Origin of the sequence: Aeromonas sp. s7(2024) (genome assembly GCF_040907825.1) — a bacterium.
GTDB classification, from domain to species: domain Bacteria; phylum Pseudomonadota; class Gammaproteobacteria; order Enterobacterales; family Aeromonadaceae; genus Aeromonas; species Aeromonas veronii.
In genome coordinates, this window is record NZ_JBFOCM010000014.1 from 13580 (window position 1) to 39043 (window position 25464).

The 25464-nt window shown below is 60.3% G+C and carries 14 protein-coding genes; 13 read left to right on the forward strand and 1 reads right to left on the reverse strand.

What is annotated here, in order from left to right; translation table 11 throughout:
* Positions 1–26: 26 nt before the first annotated feature.
* From AB5Y73_RS04740 to glpC, 4 genes are all read left to right on the forward strand, one after another.
* On the forward strand, positions 27–482 hold the full coding sequence (locus AB5Y73_RS04740; RefSeq protein ID WP_100645733.1) for a YchJ family protein: 456 nt from the start codon (positions 27–29) through the stop codon (positions 480–482).
* A gap of 242 nt (positions 483–724) precedes the next feature.
* Positions 725–2398 (forward strand): anaerobic glycerol-3-phosphate dehydrogenase subunit A, encoded by a 1674-nt coding sequence (glpA, locus tag AB5Y73_RS04745; protein ID WP_103251175.1) that lies wholly within the window; start codon positions 725–727, stop codon positions 2396–2398.
* Positions 2388–3653: a glycerol-3-phosphate dehydrogenase subunit GlpB gene (gene glpB / locus AB5Y73_RS04750; protein WP_181497273.1), complete on the forward strand. Its 1266-nt coding sequence runs from the start codon at positions 2388–2390 to the stop codon at positions 3651–3653. The genes glpA and glpB overlap by 11 nt, the downstream gene beginning before the upstream one ends.
* A gap of 51 nt (positions 3654–3704) precedes the next feature.
* The gene (gene glpC / locus AB5Y73_RS04755; RefSeq protein ID WP_181497272.1) at positions 3705–4907 is read left to right on the forward strand and encodes an anaerobic glycerol-3-phosphate dehydrogenase subunit GlpC; all 1203 of its coding nucleotides are present in this window, start codon (positions 3705–3707) and stop codon (positions 4905–4907) included.
* A gap of 99 nt (positions 4908–5006) precedes the next feature.
* Here the strand turns inward: glpC and AB5Y73_RS04760 are convergent, their stop codons facing one another.
* Positions 5007–15701, reverse strand: coding sequence for a retention module-containing protein (locus AB5Y73_RS04760; protein WP_368147336.1), 10695 nt, complete (start codon positions 15699–15701; stop codon positions 5007–5009).
* Positions 15702–16422: 721 nt separating this feature from the next.
* Between AB5Y73_RS04760 and nrfA the strand changes: the two genes are divergently transcribed.
* The 9 genes from nrfA to AB5Y73_RS04805 all read left to right on the forward strand — a co-directional run bounded on the left by nrfA (position 16423) and on the right by AB5Y73_RS04805 (position 25377).
* Positions 16423–17865: an ammonia-forming nitrite reductase cytochrome c552 subunit gene (gene nrfA, locus AB5Y73_RS04765; RefSeq protein WP_107684982.1), complete on the forward strand. Its 1443-nt coding sequence runs from the start codon at positions 16423–16425 to the stop codon at positions 17863–17865.
* Positions 17866–17916: 51 nt separating this feature from the next.
* The gene (gene nrfB, locus AB5Y73_RS04770) at positions 17917–18516 is read left to right on the forward strand and encodes a cytochrome c nitrite reductase pentaheme subunit (RefSeq protein WP_107684882.1); all 600 of its coding nucleotides are present in this window, start codon (positions 17917–17919) and stop codon (positions 18514–18516) included.
* Positions 18513–19193, forward strand: coding sequence for a cytochrome c nitrite reductase Fe-S protein (gene nrfC / locus AB5Y73_RS04775; protein ID WP_107684883.1), 681 nt, complete (start codon positions 18513–18515; stop codon positions 19191–19193). The genes nrfB and nrfC overlap by 4 nt, the downstream gene beginning before the upstream one ends.
* 87 nt (positions 19194–19280) lie before the next feature.
* On the forward strand, positions 19281–20231 hold the full coding sequence (gene nrfD, locus AB5Y73_RS04780) for a cytochrome c nitrite reductase subunit NrfD (protein ID WP_181497270.1): 951 nt from the start codon (positions 19281–19283) through the stop codon (positions 20229–20231).
* A gap of 149 nt (positions 20232–20380) precedes the next feature.
* Positions 20381–22348, forward strand: coding sequence for a heme lyase NrfEFG subunit NrfE (gene nrfE, locus AB5Y73_RS04785; protein WP_368147337.1), 1968 nt, complete (start codon positions 20381–20383; stop codon positions 22346–22348).
* Positions 22345–22947 (forward strand): DsbE family thiol:disulfide interchange protein, encoded by a 603-nt coding sequence (locus tag AB5Y73_RS04790; RefSeq protein ID WP_118853749.1) that lies wholly within the window; start codon positions 22345–22347, stop codon positions 22945–22947. The genes nrfE and AB5Y73_RS04790 overlap by 4 nt, the downstream gene beginning before the upstream one ends.
* Positions 22944–24149, forward strand: a complete 1206-nt coding sequence (nrfF, locus tag AB5Y73_RS04795; protein WP_118853748.1) for a heme lyase NrfEFG subunit NrfF — start codon at positions 22944–22946, stop codon at positions 24147–24149. The genes AB5Y73_RS04790 and nrfF overlap by 4 nt, the downstream gene beginning before the upstream one ends.
* A gap of 91 nt (positions 24150–24240) precedes the next feature.
* Positions 24241–24870 carry a DUF2268 domain-containing putative Zn-dependent protease gene (locus AB5Y73_RS04800; RefSeq protein WP_118853747.1) on the forward strand — a complete coding sequence of 210 codons (630 nt, stop codon included), beginning with the start codon at positions 24241–24243 and terminating at the stop codon, positions 24868–24870.
* 54 nt (positions 24871–24924) lie between these two features.
* Entirely contained in the window at positions 24925–25377 is a 453-nt protein-coding gene (locus AB5Y73_RS04805) for an NUDIX pyrophosphatase (RefSeq protein WP_118853746.1), read from the forward strand.
* The last annotated feature ends 87 nt before the right edge of the window (positions 25378–25464 follow it).

Genomic DNA, 25464 nt, shown 5'->3' on the forward strand with positions numbered 1-25464 from the left:
AACAAATCGGCCAGAACGTGAAAATCATGAATCTTTGTCCTTGCGGCTCAACCCTTTCTCTCGAATTGTGCTGTGGCTCACGTCACAGTGGCGCAGTGGCTGACACCCCGGAGCAGCTGATGCGCTCTCGTTACAGTGCTTTTGTGATCGGTCTGGGGGAGTATCTGGTCCATAGCTGGCACCCGGCCCACCTTGGCGGTCTCACCGCCGAAGAGCTTTCACGCATCGACACCCGCTGGGATGGTCTCGAGATCATCGCCAGCCAGGGCGGCCCGGAGGATGAAACCGGGATGGTGGAGTTCAAAGCCTGGTTTCTGGACGGGGATGAGCGTCACTGCCTCCATGAGCGTTCTCGCTTCGTGCGTTATCAGGGGCGCTGGGTCTACACCGAGGGAGAGCAGGATCCGGCGCCCCTCAAGGCAGGACGCAACGATCCCTGCCCATGTGGCAGCGGCAAAAAGCACAAGAAGTGCTGCGGCTGACGCATCACACACCCACCAAACTCGTCAAACAGTGACAAGGGGCATCCGATGCCCCTTTTTTGTGCCTGTTATTCGCCACCAGCCCACAAACCGATGCGATAACAAGCGTGACAAATGTCACATAATGCTCATTAACGCGCGAGAAAATGAGCGTTTGCGAACGCAAATTTGGCCCATATCAAACATTTCCACTCAGAAGTAGGCCACACTGGCCTTATCTGGAAGAGATGAGACGGGCAACAATGAAAAGAATAACTACACAAGTCGTCATCATAGGCGGCGGTGCCACAGGGGCCGGCATCATGCGCGATTGCGCACTGCGCGGCATCGACTGCATCCTGCTCGAGCGCGATGATATCGCCGCCGGCACCACCGGCCGCAACCACGGCCTGCTCCACTCCGGTGCCCGCTACGCGGTGACGGATCAGGAGTCCGCCCGCGAATGCATCCAGGAAAACCGCATCCTCAAGCGGATTGCCAGCCACTGTGTCGAAGACACGGGCGGCCTCTTCCTCACCCTGCCGGAAGATGACATCAATTTCCAAACCACCTTTATGGATGCCTGCGCCCTGGCCGGTATCGAAACCCGCCAGCTCGATCCAGGTGAAGCCCTGCGCATGGAGCCCAACGCCAACCCGGCGATGATCGGCGCCATCCATGTACCGGACGGTACGGTCGACCCGTTCCGCCTCGCCGCTGCCAACGTGCTGGACGCCAAAGAGCACGGCGCGCGCATCTTCACCCACAGCAAGGTGCTGGGGCTGCTCCGCACGCAGGATCGGGTACACGGGGTCAAGGCGATCAATACCCGCACCGGCGAAGCGTTCGAGGTGGAGTGTCAGGAGGTGATCAACGCCGCCGGCATCTGGGGCCAGCAAATTTGCGAATACGCCGATCTCGGCATCCGCATGTTCCCGGCCAAGGGCTCCCTGCTCATCATGGATTACCGCATCAACCAGCTGGTGCTCAACCGCGCCCGCAAACCGGCGGATGCGGACATTCTGGTGCCGGGCGATACCATCTCCCTCATCGGTACCACCTCCAGTCGCATCGATTACAACAAGATTGACCAGCTCACCGTCGAGCCCGAAGAGGTGGAGGTGCTGTTGCGCGAGGGGATCAAGCTCGCTCCCATCATGGCCCGCACCCGTCTGCTGCGCGCCTACGCCGGGGTACGCCCGCTGGTGGCGGTGGACGGTGACGACACCGGCCGCAACATCAGCCGCGGTATCGTGCTACTGGATCACGCCGAGCGCGATGGTCTCAAGGGGTTCAACACCATCACCGGTGGCAAGCTGATGACCTACCGCCTGATGGCGGAGTGGGCCACCGATCTGCTGGCCAAGAAACTCGGCAACAGCAAGCCCTGCCAGACCGCCGAGCTGAGCCTGCCCGGCTCGCGGGATCCGGAAAAGGTCTCCGCCCCCGGTCTCTCGGTGCCGGTCGAAGGCTCAGCCCAGTACCGCCACGGCGAGCGGGTCATCGCCTTCTTCCGTGACAATCCCAAGGCCAACGCCCTGATCTGCGAGTGCGAAATGGTCACCGCTGGCGAAATCGAATACGCCCTGCGCGAGCTGGATGTGGACAACCTCATCGACCTGCGCCGCCGCACCCGTCTGGGAATGGGGCCCTGTCAGGGCGAGCTGTGTGCCTACCGCGCCGCCGGCCTGATGCAGGAGTATGGCAAGGCTGACGGCCGTCAGGCCTGCGTCATGCTGCGCCAGTTCCTCGAGGAGCGTTACAAGGGAACCCGCCCCGTCCTCTGGGGCGATGCCCTGCGCGAGGCCGAGTTTACCTACTGGATCTACGAAGGGCTGTTTGGCCTGGGGGAATGGACGGCGCCGCAGCTGGTTGCCGATACCCCACGCGGCTCAACCAGCGAGACCACTCACAAGGAGAGCCGCCATGAAGTTTGACAATATCGTTATCGGCGGTGGCATGGCGGGACTCTCGGCTGCCCTGCGGCTGGTGGAGGCAGGCCAGAAGACCCTGCTGATGGCCTCCGGCCAGAGTGCCCTGCACTTCTCCTCCGGCTCGGTCGATCTGCTCGAAAGCGAGGGAGATCCCCGCGCCGCCCTGCCCGCCTTTATGGCTGCCCATCCGGATCACCCCTACAGCAAAGTAGGAATGCAAAATATCGAAGCGAGCCTGGCCGATCTGCAGCGCCACTGCGCCGAGCAGGGATTGCCGCTGGTGCGCCACGACACCAATCACCAGCGCCTGACTCCCATCGGTACCCTCAAGCGCACCTGGCTCTCCCCCGATACCTGTGCCTGCGTCACCGATGCGCCGATCCCGGACGTGCTGCTGCTGGCCACCCTCGAAGGCTTTCGCGACTTTCATCCGGCACTGGCGGCCGCCAATCTGGCGACCCATCCGCGCTTTGCCCACTGCCGCATTCTGACCGGCGAAATCCGCCTGCCCCAGCTGGCGGAATTCAGCCGCAATCCCCACGAGTTTCGCTCAGCCGACATCGCGCGCCTGTGTGACAAGCATCATCTGGTGGCCGATCTGGCCCGCGAGATCAGCCGCATGGTGCAGGAGAGCGGCGTACCCGGCTGCCGTCATATCGTGCTGCCTGCCTGCCTGTCGCTCGGGCTGGTTGGCCCGCGTCTGGCGGAGCTGGAACAGCGTACCGGCTGCACCATCAAGGAGGTGGCCACCATGCCGCCGTCTCTGATCGGAATGAGAATGCAGGAGGCGCTCAAGCGCCGCTTTATGGCCCTTGGTGGCACCTTCCTCACCAGCGAGCGGGTGCTGGGAGCCCGTTACGAAGGTGACCGGGTGGTCGGCGTACATACCCAGAATGGCGATGATCAGCTGTTTGAGGCGGACAACTTCGTGCTTGCCTCCGGCAGCTTCTTCAGCCGCGGACTGGAGTCCCGTCTGCGCGGCATTCGCGAGCCCATTTTCGATGCCGATGTGTTGAGTCTGGAAGAGCGCGATGCCTGGGCCGGTCGTCGCCTGTTCGACCACCACCCCTTCATGGGCTTCGGGGTCAAGACTGACGACAAGCTGCGGGTGATGCGCGGCGGCAAGCCGCTCACCAACCTCTATGGCGCGGGCAGTGTCTTGGCCCATTACGATCCCATTAAAGAGGGCTCAGGCTCCGGCGTTGCAGTTGCCACCGGCTGGCAGGCTGCCGGCCATATTCTGGGCGCGGCCCAATGATTACTACGTCCCATATCCCGTGTCTTCATCATCGCCGGGAGGAGAACTGACATGCTACTGGATCACGCCAACCAAACTTTCGATCAGTGCATCAAATGCACCGTCTGTACCGCCTACTGCCCCGTGGCCAAGGCCAACCCCGCCTACCCCGGCCCGAAACAGGCGGGCCCGGATGGCGAGCGGCTGCGGATCAAGAGCCCCGAGCTGTTCGATAGCGCCCTCAAGCACTGCACCAACTGCAAGCGTTGCGAAGTAGCCTGCCCGAGCGGGGTGCGCATCGGTGACATCATCGCCAAGGCCAAGCATCAGTACAGCGGTTTCAAACCGGGGATCCGCGAGTTCGTCCTCTCCCACACCGATCTGATGGGCAGCATGTCTACCCTGATGGCCCCGGTGGTCAACTTCACCACCGGCCTCAAGCCAATGAAAATGGTGCTGGACAAGGCGCTGGGGGTCTCATCCCACCGCGATCTGCCCAAATACTCCCAGGGCACCTTCCGCGGCTGGTACAAAAAGCAGAAGGCGACCCAGGCCAGTTATAAGCGCCAGATCGCCTACTTCCACGGCTGCTATGTCAACTACAACCACCCGCAGCTTGGCAAGGAGTTGGTGCAGGTGCTCAACGCCATGAACATAGGCGTCCAGCTGCTGGAGCGGGAGAAGTGCTGCGGCGTGCCGCTGATTGCCAACGGCTTCATGGACAAGGCCAAGCAACAGGCGGCCTTTAATATCCAGCAGATGGAGAACTCCCTGCTGGGCAACGAGATGCCACTGCTGGCTACCTCCTCCACCTGCGGCTTTACCCTGCGCGATGAATACCCCCACCTGCTGGAGCAGGACAACCACAAGGTGCGAGATCGCATCTCGCTGGTAACCCGCTTCCTGTGGAACGAGTTCTACAAGGGCAACAAACCGGCGATGAAGCCGCTCAATCTGCACATCGCCTACCACACCCCCTGCCACATGGAGAAGATGGGGGGCGTCATCTACACCCTCGAATTGCTGCGCGCCATTCCCGGGGTCAAGGTGACGGTACTGGAGTCCCAGTGCTGCGGCATCGCCGGCACCTACGGCTTCAAGTCGGAGAACTACCAGACCAGCCAGACCATCGGTGAGGGGCTGTTTGATCAAATCAACCGCCTCTCCCCCGATCTGGTGATCACCGACTGCGAGACCTGCAAATGGCAGATCGAGATGAGCACCAGCTTCCGCTGTGAACATCCGATCCACCTTCTGGCCCAGGCACTGGCCTGAATCCCCCCGGCCCTTGCGGCCGCATAAAAACAATCCACGCAGAGATAAACAAAGAGCCGGCAATTGCCGGCTCTTCTTTTTTACGCTTCACGCCCGCTATCAGGGGTGCTGGATGATCAGGCTATGTTGATCTTCCAGCATGCTCTGCAGGATATCGTGGGACGAGGTGCTGGTGAGATTCCAGCTGGTCAGGTCCACATCCTTCAGGGTGATCTGTTGGGTTATCTGGCCATCACCCGCGGGGGAAACCGAGAGATTCACATCGCTCAGACCATTGCTCCCCGTGGTCACCGAGGCGGAGAGATGCTTGAGCAGATCATCGACACCATTGCCAGTGACCCCTTGCAGCATATCAGCCAGATCGATCTTGTCCCCCTGTTCCGGATGGAAGTCGGTGATGGTATCGATGGCGGGCTGCCCCTGACTCCCCTCATCCCCGTGCTGCCAGACGAAGAGATCGCTGCCAGCCCCGCCGGTGAGGATGTCGTTGCCATGCCCCCCCAATAGACGGTCATCGCCGGAGGAACCAAACAGCCTATCCCCCTGATCGGAACCGACCAGCTCATGACCACTCTGGCCGTGCACCGTAATGGTCTCAAGGGGCGTGCTGACGGTTGAGCCGCCGACACTCGACTCGGCACTGATCCCCAGCACATGGTCACCGTCGCCAAAACCGCTGAAGTAGAGCGGAACCGAGTGATCGGCCGGGATCAGCCAGTCGCCATTGCCATCGGCATGACCAACGATCTGACCATGCTCGTCCTGCACCTGCGCCCCATTCAGGCCGCTGATGCGGATGGAGAGCTCGCCGGTGGCCGGATTGACAACGCTGGCGTTGATGCCAAGGGGGATAACGGCCCCCTGCAAGGCATGGAACGCATGCTGATCCACCGTCAGACCCGGCATATCCGGCTCGGGAGTGACATTGATGGTCACCTGATCGGTGTCGCTCAGCGGGCCACCCGCACCAGTGTTGCCCTGATCGGAGGTAGTGACGGTAAGGGTATCCTCTCCCCAGAAATCTTTGGCCGGTTCATAGTGCAGGTTGCTTGCCAGCAACTGGTTGAGATCAGCCAGCGACCCCACCAGAGTGATCTCGCTGGTACCCGCCCCCTGCACCATCACGGCACCGGTTGCACCCAGCAAGGTCAGCACACCATGCTCCACCCGCAGCACCATGGAGACAGGCGCACTGCCTGCATCCACATCCTTCACGCTGACGCCGGAGAGCGACAGGGAGCCATCTTCCTTCACCGTCATGCTGCCAGGCAGCTGATTGACCGGGGCATCGTTGACCGGCTGCACCTCGATGGGCAGCACATCGGTATCGCTTAGTGCCCCGCCACTCCCCGTGTTCCCCTGATCGTTGGTGACCATGGTCAGGGCGTCATTGCCGTAGAAATCACTGTTGCCCTGATAGGTGACCCCACCAGAGAGCAAGGCATTGAGATCGGCCAGCGTGCCGGTCAGCACCAGCGAACCGGTGCCGTTGCCGACTACCGTCACGCCGCTGCCAGCAGGCAGCGTCAGGGTGCCATGTTCCACCGACAGGGTGATCTTGATGGGGCTGTTGCCCGCATCCACATCTTTCACCTGCAAACCGTGGATGACGAAGGGCTGATCTTCCTGCGCGACCTGAGGGGTCGTTGGCAATACGTTGATTGGCGCATCGTTGACCGGGCTTACATCCACATGGATGGTGCCATTGACCTCGGGGCCAAGGGCGCCGTTGTCGAGGCTCTGGGCGGTGATCTTGAGATCCAGTGCACCGTTGGCATCATTGGTCACCAGCTCGACTGCACCCAGCTTGCCGCCCTCGGTAGTGACCTGCCAACGACCGCCACCCAGATCAACAACCGTCCCCGCCACGCCATTTGGCAAGCGGATCTCGGCGCCATCAGGCACCCCTTCGATGGTGACCCGCACCTGCTCGGGCTTGTTCTCATGCACATTACCCGCACTGCCGCCGGTTGGCTGGTTATCCCGGGTCTCCAGCCCCAGATCCAGCGTGATCACATCCCCTTCGGTACCGCTCGCCTGACCCTGAATGTCAGCGATAAGGGCATCCCCCACCGGATTAACGGTGACGGTAAAGCTGCCACTGGTTTCGAGCGGAATGGTGAGCCCCTTGTCCAAGGTAAAGGCGCTCAGCGACAGCTCCACGGTGCCGCTGAAATCAGCTGGCGGGATCAGGGTCAGCTTGGAGAAATCGGTCCCCACCGGGATCTGCCAGACGCCGCCACCATTGTTGACCGCCGGAGCCGACAGGGTGAAGCCATCCGGTACCCCTTTTATCTGTAGCGCGACGATCTGCTCCGAGCCATCATTGTCGATAAGGGTTGCGCCAAATCCGGCAAGGTTGACCGTGCCATCTTCGCTCCCCGTGACGCTGTGAACCGAGAGCTGGGCCGGATCGTTGACCGGTCTCACCTCAAAGCCGACCTGGCCGCTCCAGCTGCCGCTGTCAGTCACCTGTTGGCCGCCGACCAGCGCGGTATCGACGATATCGACCTTGATGTCGAGCGGTACCTGACCGCTGAAGTGCTCTTTGGGCACAAACACCAAATCCTTGAGTGCTGCCACATCGTTGACCACCAGGGTGTTAACCGGCTTGCCACTGCCATCGAGGAAGTAGCCATATTTCGCATCCACCGTGACGGTGACCCGCTCAACGGTTTCGAGGCCGCCGCCCGCGATGGAGGGGCTGATATCGGCCAGTTTGACCGACAAGTCGAGGTGAATGTGGGTGTCTTCCAGATTGTCCGGCTGTCCGTCATGGTTGGTGTCCTGAACGGTCAGAGTCAGTTCCGGATGCTCGCCACGACCACCATTCACATCGACCACGGGGGCCACGTCGACCCGTACCGTGCTGCTGTCGACCTTGATGTCGCCACTGGCGGTATCGGTATTCACCACCTTCACCTCGATATTGAGCGAGCCGGCAAAGTCTTGCGGCAAGCCGAGGGTCAACCCTTCCAGGCCCGCCAGTGACGGCGGCACCTTGATGACGTACTCACCGGTCGAGATGTTGTACTCGGCGCCGCTGATGGTGACGCCCGCCGGCAACCCCTTGAGGACAATGGTCACCTCGTCGCTGGCCTGATCGGCCGCGCCGATATGGATCACGCCTTTGAGCTGCTGACCAAAATCAACCCGGATATCCTCCTTGCCCACCAGCACCGCGTTGTCGTCGATATCGACAGTCGCCGCCGGCGTCTTGGGCGTCACTGGCTTGTTTTCAAATTCGGCACTGGTTTCCAGGCTCACTTTGACATGGGCACTGGCATCGCCATCATCGCCCCGGTCGATCACCATGGCATCGATGCGGATCGGTTCGACCTTGCCGACAAACCCGTCCGGCGCATGCAGCTTGAAGCTGCCGAGGTTGCCCGCCGGCACGATCCAGCTGCCGTTACCGTTGTTGATACCGCCAACCACCACGAACTGATCGCCTGCACCACCGTTCAACACCGGCAGGTTGATCACCAGATAGTCGATCTCCTCCACGCTCGAGGGATCGAGGTCGGTAAAGACGAAGCGTCCAGTCAGGTCTATATCAGCACCGCTCTGCCCCACGAGAGCTCCACCGTTCTGGGTCAGCACGCCATCGGGCTCCACCACGGCCTGGATATCGACATGCAGATTGCCATCGATCACCTTCTCGGCCACCGCGCCCGAATCCACATCATGCTGGGTCACGGTGACATGGCTCTGGATATTGGTATCCCGATCGCTATCCTCCGGCGCCTTCACCAGCAGTTGCCCCCCGTTGAGCAGGCTGTCGAGCTGGGCGGCAGTCAGGGTTACCTTGCCACTGACCACGGTCAGCTGACTCTCGACACTGCCGACTCGCAGCCAGATCTGGTAGCCATCTTCCACCCCGGAGAGACTCAGCGCCGTGACCTTCTCGGCGCCGTCAGTGAGGGTCGGATGCCAGTCCAGCACGGTAAACTGATCTTCCAGGCCGTGGCTGGTCTTGCTGTAGTCGATCGCATCGATCTCCGGCTCCACCTTGATATGCAGCGGCACCTCGAAGCTCTTGCTGTCGCCGTCGTTTTCGGTGACCACCACCTTGGCGACAAGATGCAGATCCGCTGTGCTGTTGTGGGGCGGCTGAATAAGCAGATTGCCAAAATCGGAGACATTGACCTGATAGGTCGGTTTGCCGCTGGCATCGAGTCCGGCAAAGGTGAGGGTCAGCTCCTTGCCGCTGGCATCAAAGACCCGGGCCCCTTCCGGTAGCCCTTGCAGCACCACGTTGAGGCTCTCGGAGGTGTCGTTCGGGGTATCGACCCACTCGCCCGAGGTGAGGGTAAAGTTGAGCGGTGCCCGTCCATCCTCACCCACTGTGGTGGCATAGCCTGTCCCTTCGGCCTCCCAGCCGGTATTGCCAAGCTCGAAATGGGGCTGATCCACCACCCCCACCAGATCCACATGAAGGGTCTGGGAGCCCGTCTCCTTTTCGTTCACCACGGTATGGGTCTGGCCACTGGCATCGGTCAAGGTCGCCGTGTCTTTCACCACCCCCTTGATGGTCAGATCGAAATCGACGTTGCTGTTTTTCGGCGGTTGCAGCTTGAGTTCGCCAATCCGATCAAAAGGAACCTCATAGTAACCGGCTATGTTTTGTGCAACGGCGGAACCACCCAGCAACAAGGTTGCACCGTCAGGCAGACCACTGATGCGGACAAACATCTGCTCGGAGCCATCGAGTTTGTCACCCAGATGAGCAAGGGCAATCTTGCTGCCCAGATCGAGCAGGGTGTCTTCCTTGCCCTGAATGTCACGCACGGTGAGCTTGGCGTCATCTGCCACCGGATTGACATTGATCACCAGATCAATTTTGTCTCCCTGCGCCGTACCCTGACCCTGAGCGATCGGGTTCTTCTCGGTGCTGATCGGCGTCACCGACAGCTTGATGTCACCACTGAAATCCTTGCCCGGAACAACAGTCACCTTGTTGATGTTGCCTGCCGAAACGGTGTAGATGCCACTGTTATTTGGCTTGAGCTCGACACCGTTGAGCATCAGGGTTCCCTTGCCCGCTTCCAGCTTGATCTGATAGGTCAACGTCTCGGAGCTGTCGGTGTCAGTCAGGCTCGCCTTGACGTCCAGCTTGATACCCGTGCTGTCTTCATTGGTATCATAGTGGCGAGTGGTGTTGGCTGTGTCCCACATCGGCTTGTCGGCCACGCCGCGCACTGTCACAGCCAGATCGCCCGTTACAGCCGCAGGTGCTGCCCCTTCGGTGACACCGACCTGCAGTTGCACCTGGAAGTGCAGCGGCTGACCGCCATTGCTCCAGCTCGACCAGTTGCTTGAAGGCACAAAGGTCACCCCCTGAGTGGTGTAGTGAACATTATCACTGGTCACCATGGCCGCTGGCGGCACGATAAACCACTTGCCATCAGCCGTGGTGGTGAGGGCAACGCCGTTGTAATAGAAGGTGCCATGGGCATTGGCAGGCGCCTGGATACGCAACTGATCCACATGCTCACCGCGATCGAAATCGCCAATATCGAGCTGCATGTTGATAGGGATACCCAGCCTCGGGTCTTGCGCCCCCTGATCTTCGTTACCAATGGCTGCGCTAACGGTAAAGCGCACCGCTTCATCCTGCAGATTGAGGGTCAGTGTGCTGTTTGCACGATCGCCATCGCCATCGACCAGATGGGCTGTCACCACCTGACTGAGCTGACTTGCGTCGTGATTGAAACCGGCCGCAGGATTGAAGGAGTAGGACCCATCGGCAGAGATGGTCAGGGTTCCCATCACCTGCTTGCCATCGGGGCTCATCACATCTTGTATCAAAGAGCCATTGATGGCGTACGTCTGGCCATTGATGGTAATCGACTCGATGCGGGCACCATCCGCACCTTCATTGGCGGTAGGCAGCAGATCGCCGGTCACGGTACTGCTCCCCTCGCTCAGGGTATGAGCCAGCACAGTGCCGATAGGCATGTCATCCTGTACCGTCACGGTCACACTGACGTTCGGGCTGCGGTCGCCATCATGATCGGTGACAAACAGCGGCACTTCGATGGTCAACTCATCCTTGCCCTGTGCACCGTGATCAAGCTGGCCTACCAGATGGACGCTGTAACTGCCGTTAACATCGAGGTGGACCCAGAAAACGGGCTTGCCCCCCTCGGCAGTAGCCAGATACCAGCCGGTGCTGTGTGCAGCCAGCGTAACCGCTTTGCCACCCGACGTGAGGTGATTGGCCTGATTGAATGCAGCCACATCCAGCTCAAGGGAGGCAACCCGATCCGAACCGGCTGTGATGGTCACCTTGCCACTATCGGTTTCTCCATTCTCTGCAGGTGTGGTCCCCGGATGCTGACCGTTCACTGCATCGAGATCAGACTCCTCGACCCGAACCGGTTCAATGGCGGATATGATCGGGTTGATGCCATCAGTCACCGTGACAGTGGCGGTGCCCTGATTTTTGCTGCCGTCGCTGTCGGTGACTTCGACCGGCAGATTCAGTTCCAGCTTGTTGTCTGCCCCGTGATCCAGGTTGGTATGCACCGTTACCTGATAACCGATCTCTGCGCTGGTGTGAGCGGCGATGGTGGCAGGAACGGTGGGGATGGAGACCGTCATCACAACCAGACCGCCACTGGTCACCGCCTGGAAGGTGTGACCATCGGTGCCAACCGCTTTCCAGGTCAGGGTTTCGCCGTTATGGGTGATGGGCTTGCCGCTGGCATCCATGACCTGACCGGAGAGGGTCAGTCGTACATCGGTCACCGGATCCGAGTCTGCCTTGATGGTGATCTTGCCGCTCGTCTGCTGGTCATCCACGGCCGAGTTGGCGCCATCGAAGCGCCCTTCGCTTAAGGTGACGCCAGTCAGGGTGAGGGTTGGTTTCTCCCCTTCCCCAATCTGGATATTGAGGGTGCCGCTGGTGCTGTCGTTGTTACCGCCCGCCTTGTCGTAATCGTTGACGATCACCTTGATGGGCAGTTCGGTCACGGCATTGCCGCCCTGATGAAGCCCCTGATAGAGGGTGACCTGATAGTCAAACCCGTTCTTGCCCGCCTGATCGAGGCTGCCAATCAGCTTGACCTCGAACACCTCGACCCGCTGGCCATCCACCATCACATAACCCTTGATGAGCTGGCTACCGGGGATGGCGGAGTCCCCATCAACCAGCTCGTATTTGACGGGCTGGCCAAGTGCAGTGAGCGCCGGTTGCTGGCTGCCATCGGCAAACGCCACCTCGACCACCCGATCCGACCCGGCTTGCACATCGAAGTGACCGGTTTGACTCAGGCTGTTGCTGCCAGAAAGGTCCCCCTCATCCAGGGTCACACCGGCCCCCGGAATAAAGCTCGGTGCCCTGCCATCCGCGATGGTGAGCGGCAGTGTGGTACCGATGCGATCGCCATCCTTGTCGGCCAGGGTGACGGCAAGCGGCAGGTTGAGGGATTCACTCCCCTTGTGATCCAGCTCGCCGCTCAGAGTAACCTTGGCGGTGACGCTCCAGTTACCGTTGTTATCGACCAGGCTCAGCTCGGCGCGCAGGATCTCGCGACCATCTGCCGTGGTGCCAACCAGCTGGCCGTTGGCGTCGAGGGAGAAACTGATCGGGCTGCCATGGCTGGTGAGCCCAGTCAGGGTGCTCTGGATGGTGGCGATATCAAAAACGAGAGATGCGGGATCAAGGGCATCGCTGCCGTGCGCGACCGCGAAACTCATGGTGCTGACGGCAGCCGTCTCCCCTTGCGCCATCTCGGTGATGGTGGAGCCAGTCACGGCGGAGATGGTCGGGTTGGCGCCATCACCCACCGCCACGGTAATGGTAGAGGAGACCTTGTCACCATCGCTGTCGAGCAGGGTAAAGCCCGCCTTGAGCAGGCTGTCAGCACTGCCCTGATCCAGCGGTTGATGGAGGGTAAAGCTGTATTTGCCATCGTTACCGAGGGTCAGCTCAAACACCAGCTTGCCATCTGGGGTACGCCCCTCGATAAGATGATCGGCCACCGTGATGGTCACGGCCTGCTTGCCCGAGGTGAACCCTTGCAGCCCCGGCTGATTGGCATCGAAAGTGATGCTGGCCAGCGGATCGCTGCCCGCAGTGATAGTCAGATCGCCGTTAAGGGTCTGGCCCTGCTGCCAGTTGCTATCTTCGGTGAGCGTGAGGGAGACAGGATTAACCTGCGGCAAGGCGCCATCGGTAATGGTGATATTGAGGGTGCCGAGGTTGCTCTTGTCACCGTCAAAATCTGAGCCCTGTACCTTCAGGCCTATGTTAAGGCTGTTGGTCGCTTCCGGTTCGTCAAACACCCCGGTCAGGGAGACGCTGTATTTGCCATCCAGTCCGATGGTAACGGTGAGGATTGCCTTGCCCTGCCAATCCTTGACGATCAGCTGGTTATCCTGAACCTCGTAACTCGTCGCCTTGCCCTGGCTGGTGAGCCCCGCCAGCGCCGGTTGGCTCGCCTCAAAGTTGAGGGAGACCAGACGATCGCTGCCCACCGTCACCGGCAGCTGACCATCGATGCTCTGGTTGCCCCCCTCTTGCAGCGAGACGCCCTTGTCGATGCCCAATGCGGGATCACTGCCATCATTGACGGTCAGGGTCAGGTTGGCGCTGGTGCTGTCCCCATCTATCTCGTTGGCGCTCACCTGCAAATCGAGGGAAAGCGTATCGCTCCCCTGATGATCGAGCGGGCCGGTGAGGGTGACCACCACCCGCCCAGCCAGATCGCTGCCCTGCTGCTGCGCATTCAATTCGGCGCGCAGCACCTCCACCCGTTGGCCACTGCCATCCAGGTAGTAACCCACCAAGGTGCGATCATCGGCAAATTCAAACGTCAGCGGATGACCATCGCTGGCAAGACCCGAGCCGTTGAGGGTAGTCAGGGTACTGTTCTGATTACTGAACACCAGCGAATCCACCAACAAAGGATCGACACCGTGTTTGACTACAAAGCGGCTCTCACCCACTACGGCAGCACCGTTGATAAAGGCATCTTCGGTCAGGGTAATGGGCGGGAGATCAACGTCAAAGTTGGGCGGATTGCTGTCCACCAGATTGATCACCAGCGGCGCCTTCACCAAATCGCCGTCGCTGTCTCGATATTCGAGGTTAAACGGCAGGCGCAACACGTCCTGACCGTGATCCAGGCTTTGACTCCAGACGATGCGGTAACTTCCGTCATTGTTGAGGGTCAGGGTGAAGACAGTCGCCCCACCAGCACTGGCGGTCAGGGTCTGACCGTTGATGGTGTAGCCAAGGGGCGCGCCATGGCTGACGAGCCCCAGCCCTTCCAAGGCACTCTGATCAGCGGCGAACTGGACTTGCAGATTGTCATCCTGGCCAGCACCGGTATTTAGACTACCGGTCGCGGTGATCGGGCCACCGGCCAATCCGGCTTCGGAGAGCGTCAGGGTTTCGCTCTGACCAATCAGCGGTGCACCATCGCTGGCGCTGTTGCCCGCCAGATCGGTGACACTGGCACGCACTTCAAAGGATTGATTGATACCGGAGAGATCAAGACCTGATACCTGCCAGCGGCCATCGGCCCCGACCTGTGCCGAGGTGGTCAACAGCGGCTGGCCATTGCTGTCGACTAGTGTGATGATGACACTCTGACCCGCCTCCACATTGCTGGTGGAACCGCTCAGGGTGGCGCTGCTGTTGCCAAACAGGGCTGCGGAATCGAGATCATCGATATCGATAAAGGCCTGGGTATCGACATTGATAATGAGGGTATCGCTGGCGCGGTTGCCGGCAATATCCACGGAATTGACCTGAAACTGGTACTGGCCATCGGCCAGGGTCTGCGGCAGCTGATATTGCCAGTTACCGGCGGCATCCACCGTCAGGACGGTGAGCACGCTACCGCCAAGGCTCAGGGTCACGGTGGCACCGGGCTCCCCCTTCCCTTGCAGCAGCGGGGTATTGTCGCGGGTCAGATCATCGGTCTGGCTGGCGCCGGTGTCGCTCTCATCGGCGAGATCGAGGGTAATGGTGGTGATGGTATCGAGCAGAGTCTGTCCGGTATCGCTGGCGTTGTTGCCAGCCTGATCCTGGGTATTGGCCACAATCTGCAACGGGCCATCCACCAGCTTGCCGGTCACATCGCCAAAATTGGCTTCCCACACCAGGCCGGGCAGCACCACTGTCGTCACCGTCAGTGAATTTCCCGCCTGATCGATAAGGGTCACAGTGACTGGCTGGCCTACCTCCACATCATCCACCACACCACGAATGATGACGCCAGCCGCTTCATCGGCGTTGATAATGTTGTCGCTGGTTTGGGGTTCGGTGATGGTGATGGCGGCAAAGAAATCGCGCTCTTCGGAAAACAGCAGCTCATCGCCGACAGGTTGCACCGCATGGTCGGTATCAAAACCGGCCTCGGCCAGGGTGGCATCGTTGGTACGATCGACCACTACAAATCCACCCGAGCTGGAACCGGCTACACCACCGATATTACCCGCAGCGGCTGCGTTACCGGCGGCGGTCTCCTGGAACAATTCGGTCGGGTCAATACCCTGACGGATCGCCTCTTGCAATGAGGCCAGTTCCGGATCGGTCGGTTGTCCATCAGCAGCAGGTGTGGCGGGCTCAGGTTTGGCGGCCATATCTTGCTCACCAGCAGGATCACTGCCCGGCTCGGCTAGTTGAAAGTGGCCACCTTGGGCAGCTTGCAGGCGATCCCCCGGCTGCAATGCCATCCCCACTTTTGCTCGTATGACAGATCCATCTGCACTGATGACAAACACGGAGCCCTCCAGTTGGGAGATCACCGTGGACTTTTCAATTTGCAACTCAGCCATACAACCTCCAGCAAAACCTTAACCACCAACATCAGTACCTAGAGGGTACTTGTCTGTTCAATAATCATACCGCACCAGACTAAGTGGGTCTTTTCGCTATTTTCGACAATGATTGCCATAAAATGGCCATAACTTACAAGATTGTGCATCTAACAGGCCCTTTTTAATAAAAAGAGATTTGGATGAACCCAATTTCATCACCTTTATTAACAGGTCTATCAGACTCCATGTAACCATTTCTGTCGTTTGACGATAAATCCACTGCAGCTTCAATAAATGGATCATAATCCGAAGGTCAAAAGCTCACACCACAACACCGAAAATTTGCATATTTAGTCAATTGTTGGCATAAGAGATTGCCAGAATATGTGAACAATACGGCAGCAATCAGGATCAGCAGCAAAAAGTGCAAGTACGCAACTGTACCGTTCAAACTCCTGCCATCGAATGCTCGGCAGTTAACAAGAAGTTGAGTTTCCATAAAAATTTAATCCAGATCTCATTTCAGCGATCAATCCTGTGCACCAATTGATCTGGCACAACTCTCCCTCCGATAAATCATCATTAAATTTACCTATTTGTTAGGGTAACCCTCGAGCAATCATATATTGCGCGGTTTTATTCACCCGCAAGCGAATGTCTGCCCATCCCGCCGGACGGGGGGAAGATCCACACCAAGATGGAACGGGTCAGACGAGACCAAAACATTTATCTGGGAGTGATAAACGTGGGTTCACAACACAGGCATATCAAACTGGGCCTCGCCGCCCTGCTGCTGACTACCAGCCTTGGCACCAGCGGCTGGGCACTGGCTGATGACGCAACCACCAATGGCAAGATAGAGGCGCGCAGCGAGCTGTTCGCCAAGGATCACGCCGAGCAGTTCACCAGCTGGCAAGCCACCAGCGAAAGCAAGGAGCGCACCGACGCGCTGGCGGAAGATCCCAATATGGTGGTGCTGTGGGGCGGTTACCCCTTCGCCAAGGATTACAACAAGCCGCGGGGCCACTTCTATGCGCTGACCGATGTGCGCGAAACCCTGCGTACCGGCGCCCCGAAAACAGCCGAAGATGGCCCCCTGCCCATGGCCTGCTGGAGCTGTAAAGGCCCGGACGTGGCCCGCGTCATCGACGAGAAGGGTGAAGATGGCTACTTCAAGGGGATGTGGGCCAAGGGTGGGCCGGAAGTAGTCAACACCATCGGCTGCGCCGACTGCCACGACACCGCCTCGAAGGAGTTCAAGGAGGGTAAACCTGCCCTGCACCTCTCCCGTCCCTATGCCGATCGGGCCATGACCGCCATCGGCAAGCCGTTCAAGGATCAGGGACGCTTTGATCAGCAGTCCCAGGTGTGCGGCCAGTGCCACGTGGAATACTACTTCAGCGGCCCCACCAAGGCGGTCAAATTCCCCTGGGACAAGGGCACCACGGTTGAGCAGATGGAGGCCTATTACGATGAAATCGGTTTTGCCGACTGGACTCATGCCCTCTCCAAAACCCCCATGCTGAAAGCCCAGCACCCCGAGTACGAAACCTGGCGCGCCGGCATTCACGGCCAGAACAACGTCGCCTGTGTCGATTGTCACATGCCCAAGGTGCAGAACGAGCAAGGCAAGGTCTACACCGATCACAAGGTGGGGAACCCCTTCGATCGTTTCGAGCAGACCTGCCGCACCTGCCACACCCAGAGCAAGGAGATGCTGCAAGGGATCGTCAAGCAGCGCAAAGAGGCGGTGATCGAAACCAAGCTGAAGGTCGAGAAGCAGCTGGTACACGCCCACTTTGAAGCCAAGGCGGCCTGGGATGCCGGCGCCACAGAGGCAGAGATGAAGGATATTCTGCAGGACATCCGTCACGCCCAGTGGCGCTGGGACTACGCCATCGCCTCCCACGGGGTGCAGATGCACGCCCCCGAAGTGGCCCTCAAGGTACTTGGCAGCGCGCTGGATAAAGCCGCTGACGCCCGCACCAAGCTGGCGCGCCTGTTGGCCAGCAAGGGGATCAGCCACGAAATCGCCATCCCCGACATCTCCACCAAGGAGAAAGCGCAAGCGGCCCTTGGCATGGATATGAAGCAGTTCAACAGCGACAAGGCCCAGTTCCTCAAGACCACGGTCCCCGCCTGGGATGCCGAGGCCAAAGCGGCCGGACGGCTGGCACAGTAACGGCGCCTGCGGGCCCAGTTAGACCAGGCCCGCAGCGGATGGAGGCTTCCTATGGGTGATTTAACGATGGATTTTTTACGACTGATGCTGATGGCAGCCATGCTGCTCACCAGCCTGCAGGGTCAGGCGGCCGAGTCGGCAGCAGCCCCTGTACCAGCTACACATGAGGTGGAATTTTTACGCAATCCCGACAAGGCCTGCACCGACTGTCACAAGGAGCAGAGCGAAGGGATGCACGGCAAGCATGGTCAGGCGACCAATCCCAACAACCTGGCACCTGTCACCTGCACCAACTGCCACGGCCAGCCCTCCCCCCAGCATCGGGAAGGGGTCAAGGATGTGATGCGCTTCAGCCACAGCCTGAAGGATAAAGAGAGCATCAAGCTTTATCCCATCAGCGAGCAGAACGGGGTCTGCATGAGCTGCCACGAGCCCAAACCACTGCGCGAGGCGCTCTGGGCCCACGATGTGCACGCCACCAAGCTCACCTGCACCAGCTGCCACCAGTTGCATCCGGTCAAGGAGCCCATGGTGGCGATCCCGGAAAAATCCCGCATCAAGCTCTGCGTCGACTGCCACAGCAAGCAACATGAGGCCAGCAAGGACCGGCAGGAGCAGTCCAAACCGGCTACCGGCAAGGAGGCATCATGAGCTGCTCTCGCCGTGACTTTATGGCGGGCATGGGCGCGGGGGCCCTTATCATGATGACGGGGCCGACTCGTTCCCTTGCTACCCCCCTCGCCCACAGCCAGACCATCGACGGGATCCGCTATGGCATGATCCACGACGAGACGGCCTGCATCGGCTGCACCGCCTGCATGGACGCCTGCCGGGAGGTCAACAAAGTGCCGGAAGGGGTCTCGCGCCTCGAGATCATCCGTTCAGGCCCCATCGGTGAATTTCCAGACGCCGAGTACCGCTTCTTTCGCAAGTCCTGCCAGCACTGCGACAACGCCCCCTGCGTGCATGTCTGCCCCACCGGCGCCTCCCATATCCACAAGGAGGATGGCATCGTCGATGTCGACGCGGATCTCTGCGTCGGCTGCATGTATTGCCTCGCCGCCTGCCCCTATCAGGTGCGCTTTATCAACCCGGTCACCCGAGTGGCGGACAAATGCGACTTTTGCCGCAAGACCAACCTGGCGGCGGGCAAGGAGCCGGCCTGCGTGGAATCCTGCCCCACCAAGGCGCTGGTGTTCGGCAATCTGGATGATCCGGACAGCCCCATCGCCCAACGGCTGGTGAAGGAGACAACCTATCGCTACAAGCAGGCGCTCGGCACCTCGCCCAAGATGTACCGCGTGCCCAAAGGGGAGATAACGTCATGACCATACAAGCGGAATTTCACTTCCCTTCCCTCGTGTGGGGATTTGCCCGATCGCTATCTACCGCAGTCACAGAAGGAGGAATGGACCATGTGGCATGATGCATTTCACTTCCCTTCCCTTGTCTGGGACTGGCCCATCGCTATCTATCTCTTTCTGCTCGGCATCTCCGCCGGAGCCACCACCCTCTCGGTGCTGTTGCGCCGCAAGGGGGCAGGCAGCGAGAGCGGCATCATCAAGGCGACCGCCATTCTGGCGCCAGCGAGCGTGATATTGGGGCTGCTGATCCTTATCTTCCATCTGGCCCGCCCCTGGACCTTCTGGAAGCTGATGTTCCACTACCAGTTCGACTCCGTGATGTCGATGGGGGTCATGCTGTTCCAGCTCTATATGGCGGTGCTGTTCGCCTGGCTGGCGGTGGTATTTCGCACCGAGATCGAGAGGCTGCGCGGGCACCTGTTCAAGAAGTTCGCCTTCGTGGATGGCCTGATTGGCTGGCTCGCCCGCATCGAGCGGCTGCTGGCGCCGCTGTTGTTGCTGCTCGCCGTGCTGCTGGGGGCCTACACCGGCTTTCTGCTCTCGGCGCTCAAGACCTATCCACTCCTGAACAACCCGGTACTGCCGGTGCTGTTTCTGGTCTCGGGCATCAGCTCCGGCATCGCCTCCACCATCTTGCTGGCGGTGACGATCTTCAAGGAGAACCATCACAGCCAGGGGGTGAGCTTTGTCCATCGCTTCGAGCGACCTGTGCTGGCGGTGGAGGTGTTGCTGCTGGTCTGCTTCTTTACCGGCCTCTACTTCGGTGGCGGCCAGAAAGAGGTGGCGATGTGGGCGGCCATCGGCAGTGGCTTCTGGGCTCAGGTGTTCTGGCTCGGGGTGGTGGGCATCGGCATGCTGCTGCCCCAGCTGCTGGCTCTGCTGACCCCGGCGCCCCTGCGGGAGCGAAACGGCCATCTGGTGCTGGTCTGCAGCCTGACCCTGGTGGGGATCCTGCTGCTGCGCTACTTCGTGCTTTATGCCGGCCAGATGACGGTCGTGTAACCGTATACTCACCGGCGCCAGCCACCTTCGGGTGACTGGCGCTTATTTGTTGCGATTGGTTGTTGCCAAGAATGTGGATGTTATCCCCCAGCGCCGGTACAGCACAGACGCTGCGGCATAACATAGACGAATGATTGACTGGAGGTTGTGTGCTGGCGGAGCTCGGCTATCTCTCACTGTTGCTGGCGGCGGCGCTCTCCTTGCTGCAGGGCACCCTGCCTTGGCTGGGATTACGGCTCGCCTCCCCAACTCTGCTGCGCTGCGCAACGCAGCTGGTGCTGATCAATGCCATCCTGCTGTTGGCCTCCCTGCTGCTGCTCGCCAGCTGCTTTGCCCAGGATGATTTCACTGTCAGCTATGTGGCCCACCACGCCAACAGCGCCCTGCCTCTTGGCTTCAAACTGGCGGCGGTGTGGGGCGGCCATGAGGGCTCCATGCTCTTTTTCGTTTTTGCGCTGGGGCTGTGGGGCGCGCTGGTGGCCCTTTGCTCCAAGCGGGTCGATCCGCTGATCACAGCTCGAGTATTGGCCATCATGGGGCTGATCGTCGGGCTGTTCGGCCTCTATACACTGATCTTCTCCAGCCCGTTTGACCGCCAATTCCCGGGGCCACTGGAGGGGCGCGATCTCAACCCCATGCTGCAAGATATCGGTCTTATCATTCACCCGCCCCTGCTCTATCTCGGTTACGTCGGCTTTGCGGTCAACTTCGCCTTCGCCATGGCAGCGCTGCACTCGGGTCGGCTCGATGGCGCCTTGGCCCACTGGAGCCGCCCCTGGGCGCTCGGCTCTTGGGTCTTTCTCACCGCCGGCATCGTGCTGGGCTCCTGGTGGGCCTATTACGAGCTTGGCTGGGGCGGCTGGTGGTTCTGGGATCCGGTAGAAAACGCCTCCCTCTTGCCCTGGCTGCTAGGCACTGCCCTGCTGCACGCTCTGATTGTCTGCGAGAAGCGCGGCGCTTACGGCCACGCCGTGCTGTTGCTCTCCATCTTCACCTTCGCCTTGAGCCTGCTCGGCACCTTTGTGGTGCGCTCCGGGTTGCTCACCTCGGTACACGCCTTTGCGGTGGACCCCAGCCGCGGCCTCACCCTCTTGTTGCTGCTCGGTTTGCTATTGACCTGCGCCCTCACCCTGTTTGCCCTGCGCGCAGACATTCGCGCCCCCTATGCCCGCTTTGGCTTGCTGTCAAAAGAGGGGCTGCTCGGCACCGCCATCCTGCTGCTTTGCGTGGCCTGCGCCAGCGTGTTGCTCGGCACCTTCTACCCCATGGTGTTCCAGTCACTCCATCTGGGCTCGCTCTCGGTGGGGGCCCCCTATTTCAATACCATCTTCGTGCCGCTGGCCCTCTGCCTGATGGGGCTGATGACCCAGCTGCCGCGCCTGCGCTGGCAGCATCTGGCAGCCCAGCGCCGCATCAAGGTGCTGCTCCCATGCCTGTTCGGCCTGCTTGGCGGCGGGCTCATTAGCCTTGCCTATCTGGAACAGGGATCGTTTTCCGGTAGCTGGATTGGCATCCTCGCCAATATGGTGAGCCTCTGGCTGATAGCCAGCCTGCTGCTCCCGCTCTTGCAACCGACGTCGCTGCGCGAGCTCACCCTCAATCGGTTCGGCAGCCTGCTGGCCCACCTCGGGGTGGCGGTGTGCGCCCTCGGCATTGCGCAGGTGAGCCACCACAGTCAGGAGGGAGGCACAGTGCTAAGTGCCAACCAGCCCTACCAGCTCGGCGCGTTCGAGTTTCGTTATGAGGGGCGCGAGCCGGTGATCGGCCCCAACTATACCGCCGAGCGGATCACGCTTAGCGTGCGCAAGAATGGTAAAGAGGTGGCGCGGCTGACGCCGGAGCGGCGCCACTACAGCGTGCGCACCATGAACATGAACGAACCCGGCATCGCGTGGGGAATGCTCGGCGATCTCTACGTGGTACTGGGTGAGAAGATGGGACCAGATGCCTATGCCATGCGGCTGCACTACAAGCCGCTGGTGCGCTGGATCTGGCTCGGAGGCCTGTTGATGATGGCGGGCGGCACCCTGCGCCTGCTCGCCCGTCGCCCCTTGCTTGCCTCCCGCCCCGTTGTGGTTGGCGCCTCCCATCCCCGGCTCGAACAGGAGGCGTTATGAGATCCCGCCTGCGCCTTTTTCTTCCACTGCTGCTGACCCTGAGCCTCGGCATCCTGCTCTGGCTCGGCCTTGGCAACAATCCCTATAGCCAGGATGAGGCGACGCTCGGCCGTACCCTGCCTGCGTGGCAGAGCGATAATCTGCTGGACGGACGTCCGATCCAGACCGCCAGCCTCAAGGGGGAGCCCTTTGTCCTTAACGTCTGGGCCAGCTGGTGCGCCAACTGCCGCGCCGAGCATCCGCTGCTCAGCGAGCTCGCGGGCACCGTGCCCCTCTACGGTCTCAACTACCGGGACAACGGGGATGCGGCCCGCGCCTGGCTTATCCAGGCGGGCAACCCCTATCGCGCCGTACTGGCCGACCCCGACGGCCGACTGGCGCTGGAGCTCGGCGTCTACGGCACGCCGGAAACCTATCTCTTTGATGCCGATGGCGCCCTGCTGACCCGTCATACCGGCCTGCTCACCCGGGAGATCTGGCAACGCCAGTTTGCCCCCCTGCTCGACAAGGCGCGAACTGACGCGCAAATGAAGGCCGCTACAACGGCACCCGCAATTGTGCCATCTATTGCAACATCAGCTCGGGGGACACAGCCATGATGTGCCGTTCTCTTGCCTGCACCCTGCTGGCCCTCGGCATGCTGCTGAGTGCAACTGCATATTCCAGCGGGGTCGATACCTATCAGTTTCGCCATCCCGAGCTGCAAAACCGGGCACAAGAGCTGGCCCGCGCCCTGCGCTGCCCCCAGTGCCAGAACCAGAATCTGGTGGAGTCCAACTCCCCCATCGCCCGGGATCTGCGGCTCGAGGTCTACCGCTGGGTGGACGAGGGGCAGTCTGATGAGCAGGTGATCGCCCGCATGACGGAGCGCTTCGGCGATTTCGTACGCTACGATCCCCCCTTCAAGCGCAGCACTGCCCTGCTGTGGGGCGGTCCCCTGCTGCTGTTGGGGCTGGCGCTGTTGCTCCTGTTTCGCCGCCTTACATGCACAAAGGCGCAACCCATCCCTGTCGTTAAGGCAATCGATGAGTCAATCCATCAACCCGCCGCCGATCCGCGCAGCGAACTGAATCTGTTGATCATGCACGGGGAGCAGGCAGGCCTCTCCCCCGACCAACCGCTATACGGGGAGCTAAGCGCCGCCCGCCTGGCCAACGCCATCCCGGCGGCTGAGCTGGCCCTGCGCGCGCAACTGGCCAGCCAGCGTGACAATCGCGGCCGCAATAACCGGCACGGGTGGGCCTTGTTGCTGCTTGGCCTCCTAGCCATCGCGGCCGTTGCCGCTGTGTATTTCAGCTGCGGCCGCTATCAGGCATGGCAGGATTATGCATCCCGTCCCGATCCGCTGGCGGGGTTGAGCCCGCGTGCTCTGCAGGACAAGGAGCTGGGGAGTCTGCATCAGAAGCTTCAGCGCAATCCTGCCGATCTCGACAGCTGGGCGGCGCTCGGCCAGCTCTATCTCTATCGGGGCGAATATGACAACGCCCTGCTCGCTTATCAGCGCCTCGCGCTGCTGGAGGGGGGCGCCAGTGCAGCGACCCAGGCCGCGCAGGCCACCGTGCTCTACTATCAGGCGGGCCAGCAGCTGACTCCCGAGGCAACCCGCCTGCTGGAGAGCGCCCTCAAGCAGGACGCGGGGGAAGTGAGCGCCTTGATGCTGCTCGCCTCCGATCACTTTCTGCATGGCCGCTACAGCCAGGCCATTGCCCTGTGGCAGCAACTGCTCGATGGCGAGCGCCCTCGCATCAACCGGGCCGCGCTGATTGAGGCGATCCAGACGGCAAGCATAATGGGCGGGTAACCCCTTGATTGAAAGAGGGTAATCATGGTGATATGGCGCCGCGACCACGTAAGTGGTTCAGCTCTCTCTTTCAATAGACAAGGATGTCTGGATGCAACTCACCCTGTTAAACGACTCGGGCAAATTCGATGGGCTCGATGACACCATTAGGCACGTTTTTGCCGAGACGGCGCACAAATTGAATGCCTTGTTCGCTCTCTCCCAACTGGATGTCACCTTCAGCCCTTTTGCCGAGGGGGATGCGCCCGATTCGGGTATCGGTGGCTGGGCCATCAACATGTATCGAATAGAACTCCAGCTTGATCTGGAACGGCCCGACATCAAAGAGGTGATCATCACCGAATTACCTGCCGTGCTGGCCCACGAAGTCCACCATATCGTGCAAAAGAAGAACAAGGTGGAAGCAGAAACACTGGCCGAAAACCTGATTTTTGAAGGGCTGGCCTGCTACTTTGAGCAGAGGTTCAATGGCGGCACACTCCCCTCGCTGTTCAAGGAGTCTCATCACCATGACTGGCAATCGCTCCTGGCAGAGATGACGCCCCATCTATCCAGCAAGCAGTTCAACTTTTTAGACTTTTTCTACTGCCGTGATAACCGGCCATTTCCCAAATATGCCGGTTACTGGGTGGGGTTCAATCTGGTGGCCAACTATCTGGCCAAAAATGGACTGAATGAAATAGAGGTCATGGGCCTACCCGCCGAGGCGTATTTCAATTAACACGCCGTCACACTGTTCATGGCTATCACAGAGCCCAAATCCGGAGAGAAGATCATGATCCCCATTCGCTGCAAGGCCGTCTCTGGCGTTGCCCTCACCACTGTCGATGGCGAAACAAAATTGCTGGTGATGAAGCGGGTCAAGAGGGGCTTCTGGTGCCATGTGGCGGGCACGGTGGAGGTGGGTGAAACCGGCTGGCAGACCATTATTCGGGAGTTTGGCGAAGAGACGGGTATCACGGTTTGCGAGTTATACACAGCCCATTATCTGGAACAATTTTACGAAAGCGCTTCAAATACGGTGGAGGTGGTGCCGGTCTTTGTGGTCTATTGTCCGCCCAATCAGGCGGTGACCCTCAACGACGAGCACACCGACTATCGCTGGTGTTCCCTGGCCGAGGCCAAGGCGCTGGTGAGTTTCCCCGGCCAGAAGGCGCTCTACGACCATATCTGGCACCACTTTGTCGACAACGTCCCCTCTCCCCTGATGCGGGTCAATATCCGCTGACTGCGCACGGCTTCCCCCTGTAAATGCAACACGCCCCCGGATGGGGGCGTGTTGTATCTCAAGCCAGCCAAGCGCTTTTGTTAGACC

What these genes read in the sequence shown, in the direction of transcription:
- AB5Y73_RS04740 (WP_100645733.1), top strand. Translation starts at nt 27, where the DNA reads ATGAATCTTTGTCCTTGCGGCTCAACCCTTTCTCTCGAATTGTGCTGT.
- glpA (WP_103251175.1), top strand. Translation starts at nt 725, where the DNA reads ATGAAAAGAATAACTACACAAGTCGTCATCATAGGCGGCGGTGCCACA.
- glpB (WP_181497273.1), top strand. Translation starts at nt 2,388, where the DNA reads ATGAAGTTTGACAATATCGTTATCGGCGGTGGCATGGCGGGACTCTCG.
- glpC (WP_181497272.1), top strand. Translation starts at nt 3,705, where the DNA reads ATGCTACTGGATCACGCCAACCAAACTTTCGATCAGTGCATCAAATGC.
- AB5Y73_RS04760 (WP_368147336.1), bottom strand. Translation starts at nt 15,701, where the DNA reads ATGGCTGAGTTGCAAATTGAAAAGTCCACGGTGATCTCCCAACTGGAG.
- nrfB (WP_107684882.1), top strand. Translation starts at nt 17,917, where the DNA reads ATGGGTGATTTAACGATGGATTTTTTACGACTGATGCTGATGGCAGCC.
- nrfC (WP_107684883.1), top strand. Translation starts at nt 18,513, where the DNA reads ATGAGCTGCTCTCGCCGTGACTTTATGGCGGGCATGGGCGCGGGGGCC.
- nrfD (WP_181497270.1), top strand. Translation starts at nt 19,281, where the DNA reads ATGTGGCATGATGCATTTCACTTCCCTTCCCTTGTCTGGGACTGGCCC.
- AB5Y73_RS04790 (WP_118853749.1), top strand. Translation starts at nt 22,345, where the DNA reads ATGAGATCCCGCCTGCGCCTTTTTCTTCCACTGCTGCTGACCCTGAGC.
- nrfF (WP_118853748.1), top strand. Translation starts at nt 22,944, where the DNA reads ATGATGTGCCGTTCTCTTGCCTGCACCCTGCTGGCCCTCGGCATGCTG.
- AB5Y73_RS04800 (WP_118853747.1), top strand. Translation starts at nt 24,241, where the DNA reads ATGCAACTCACCCTGTTAAACGACTCGGGCAAATTCGATGGGCTCGAT.
- AB5Y73_RS04805 (WP_118853746.1), top strand. Translation starts at nt 24,925, where the DNA reads ATGATCCCCATTCGCTGCAAGGCCGTCTCTGGCGTTGCCCTCACCACT.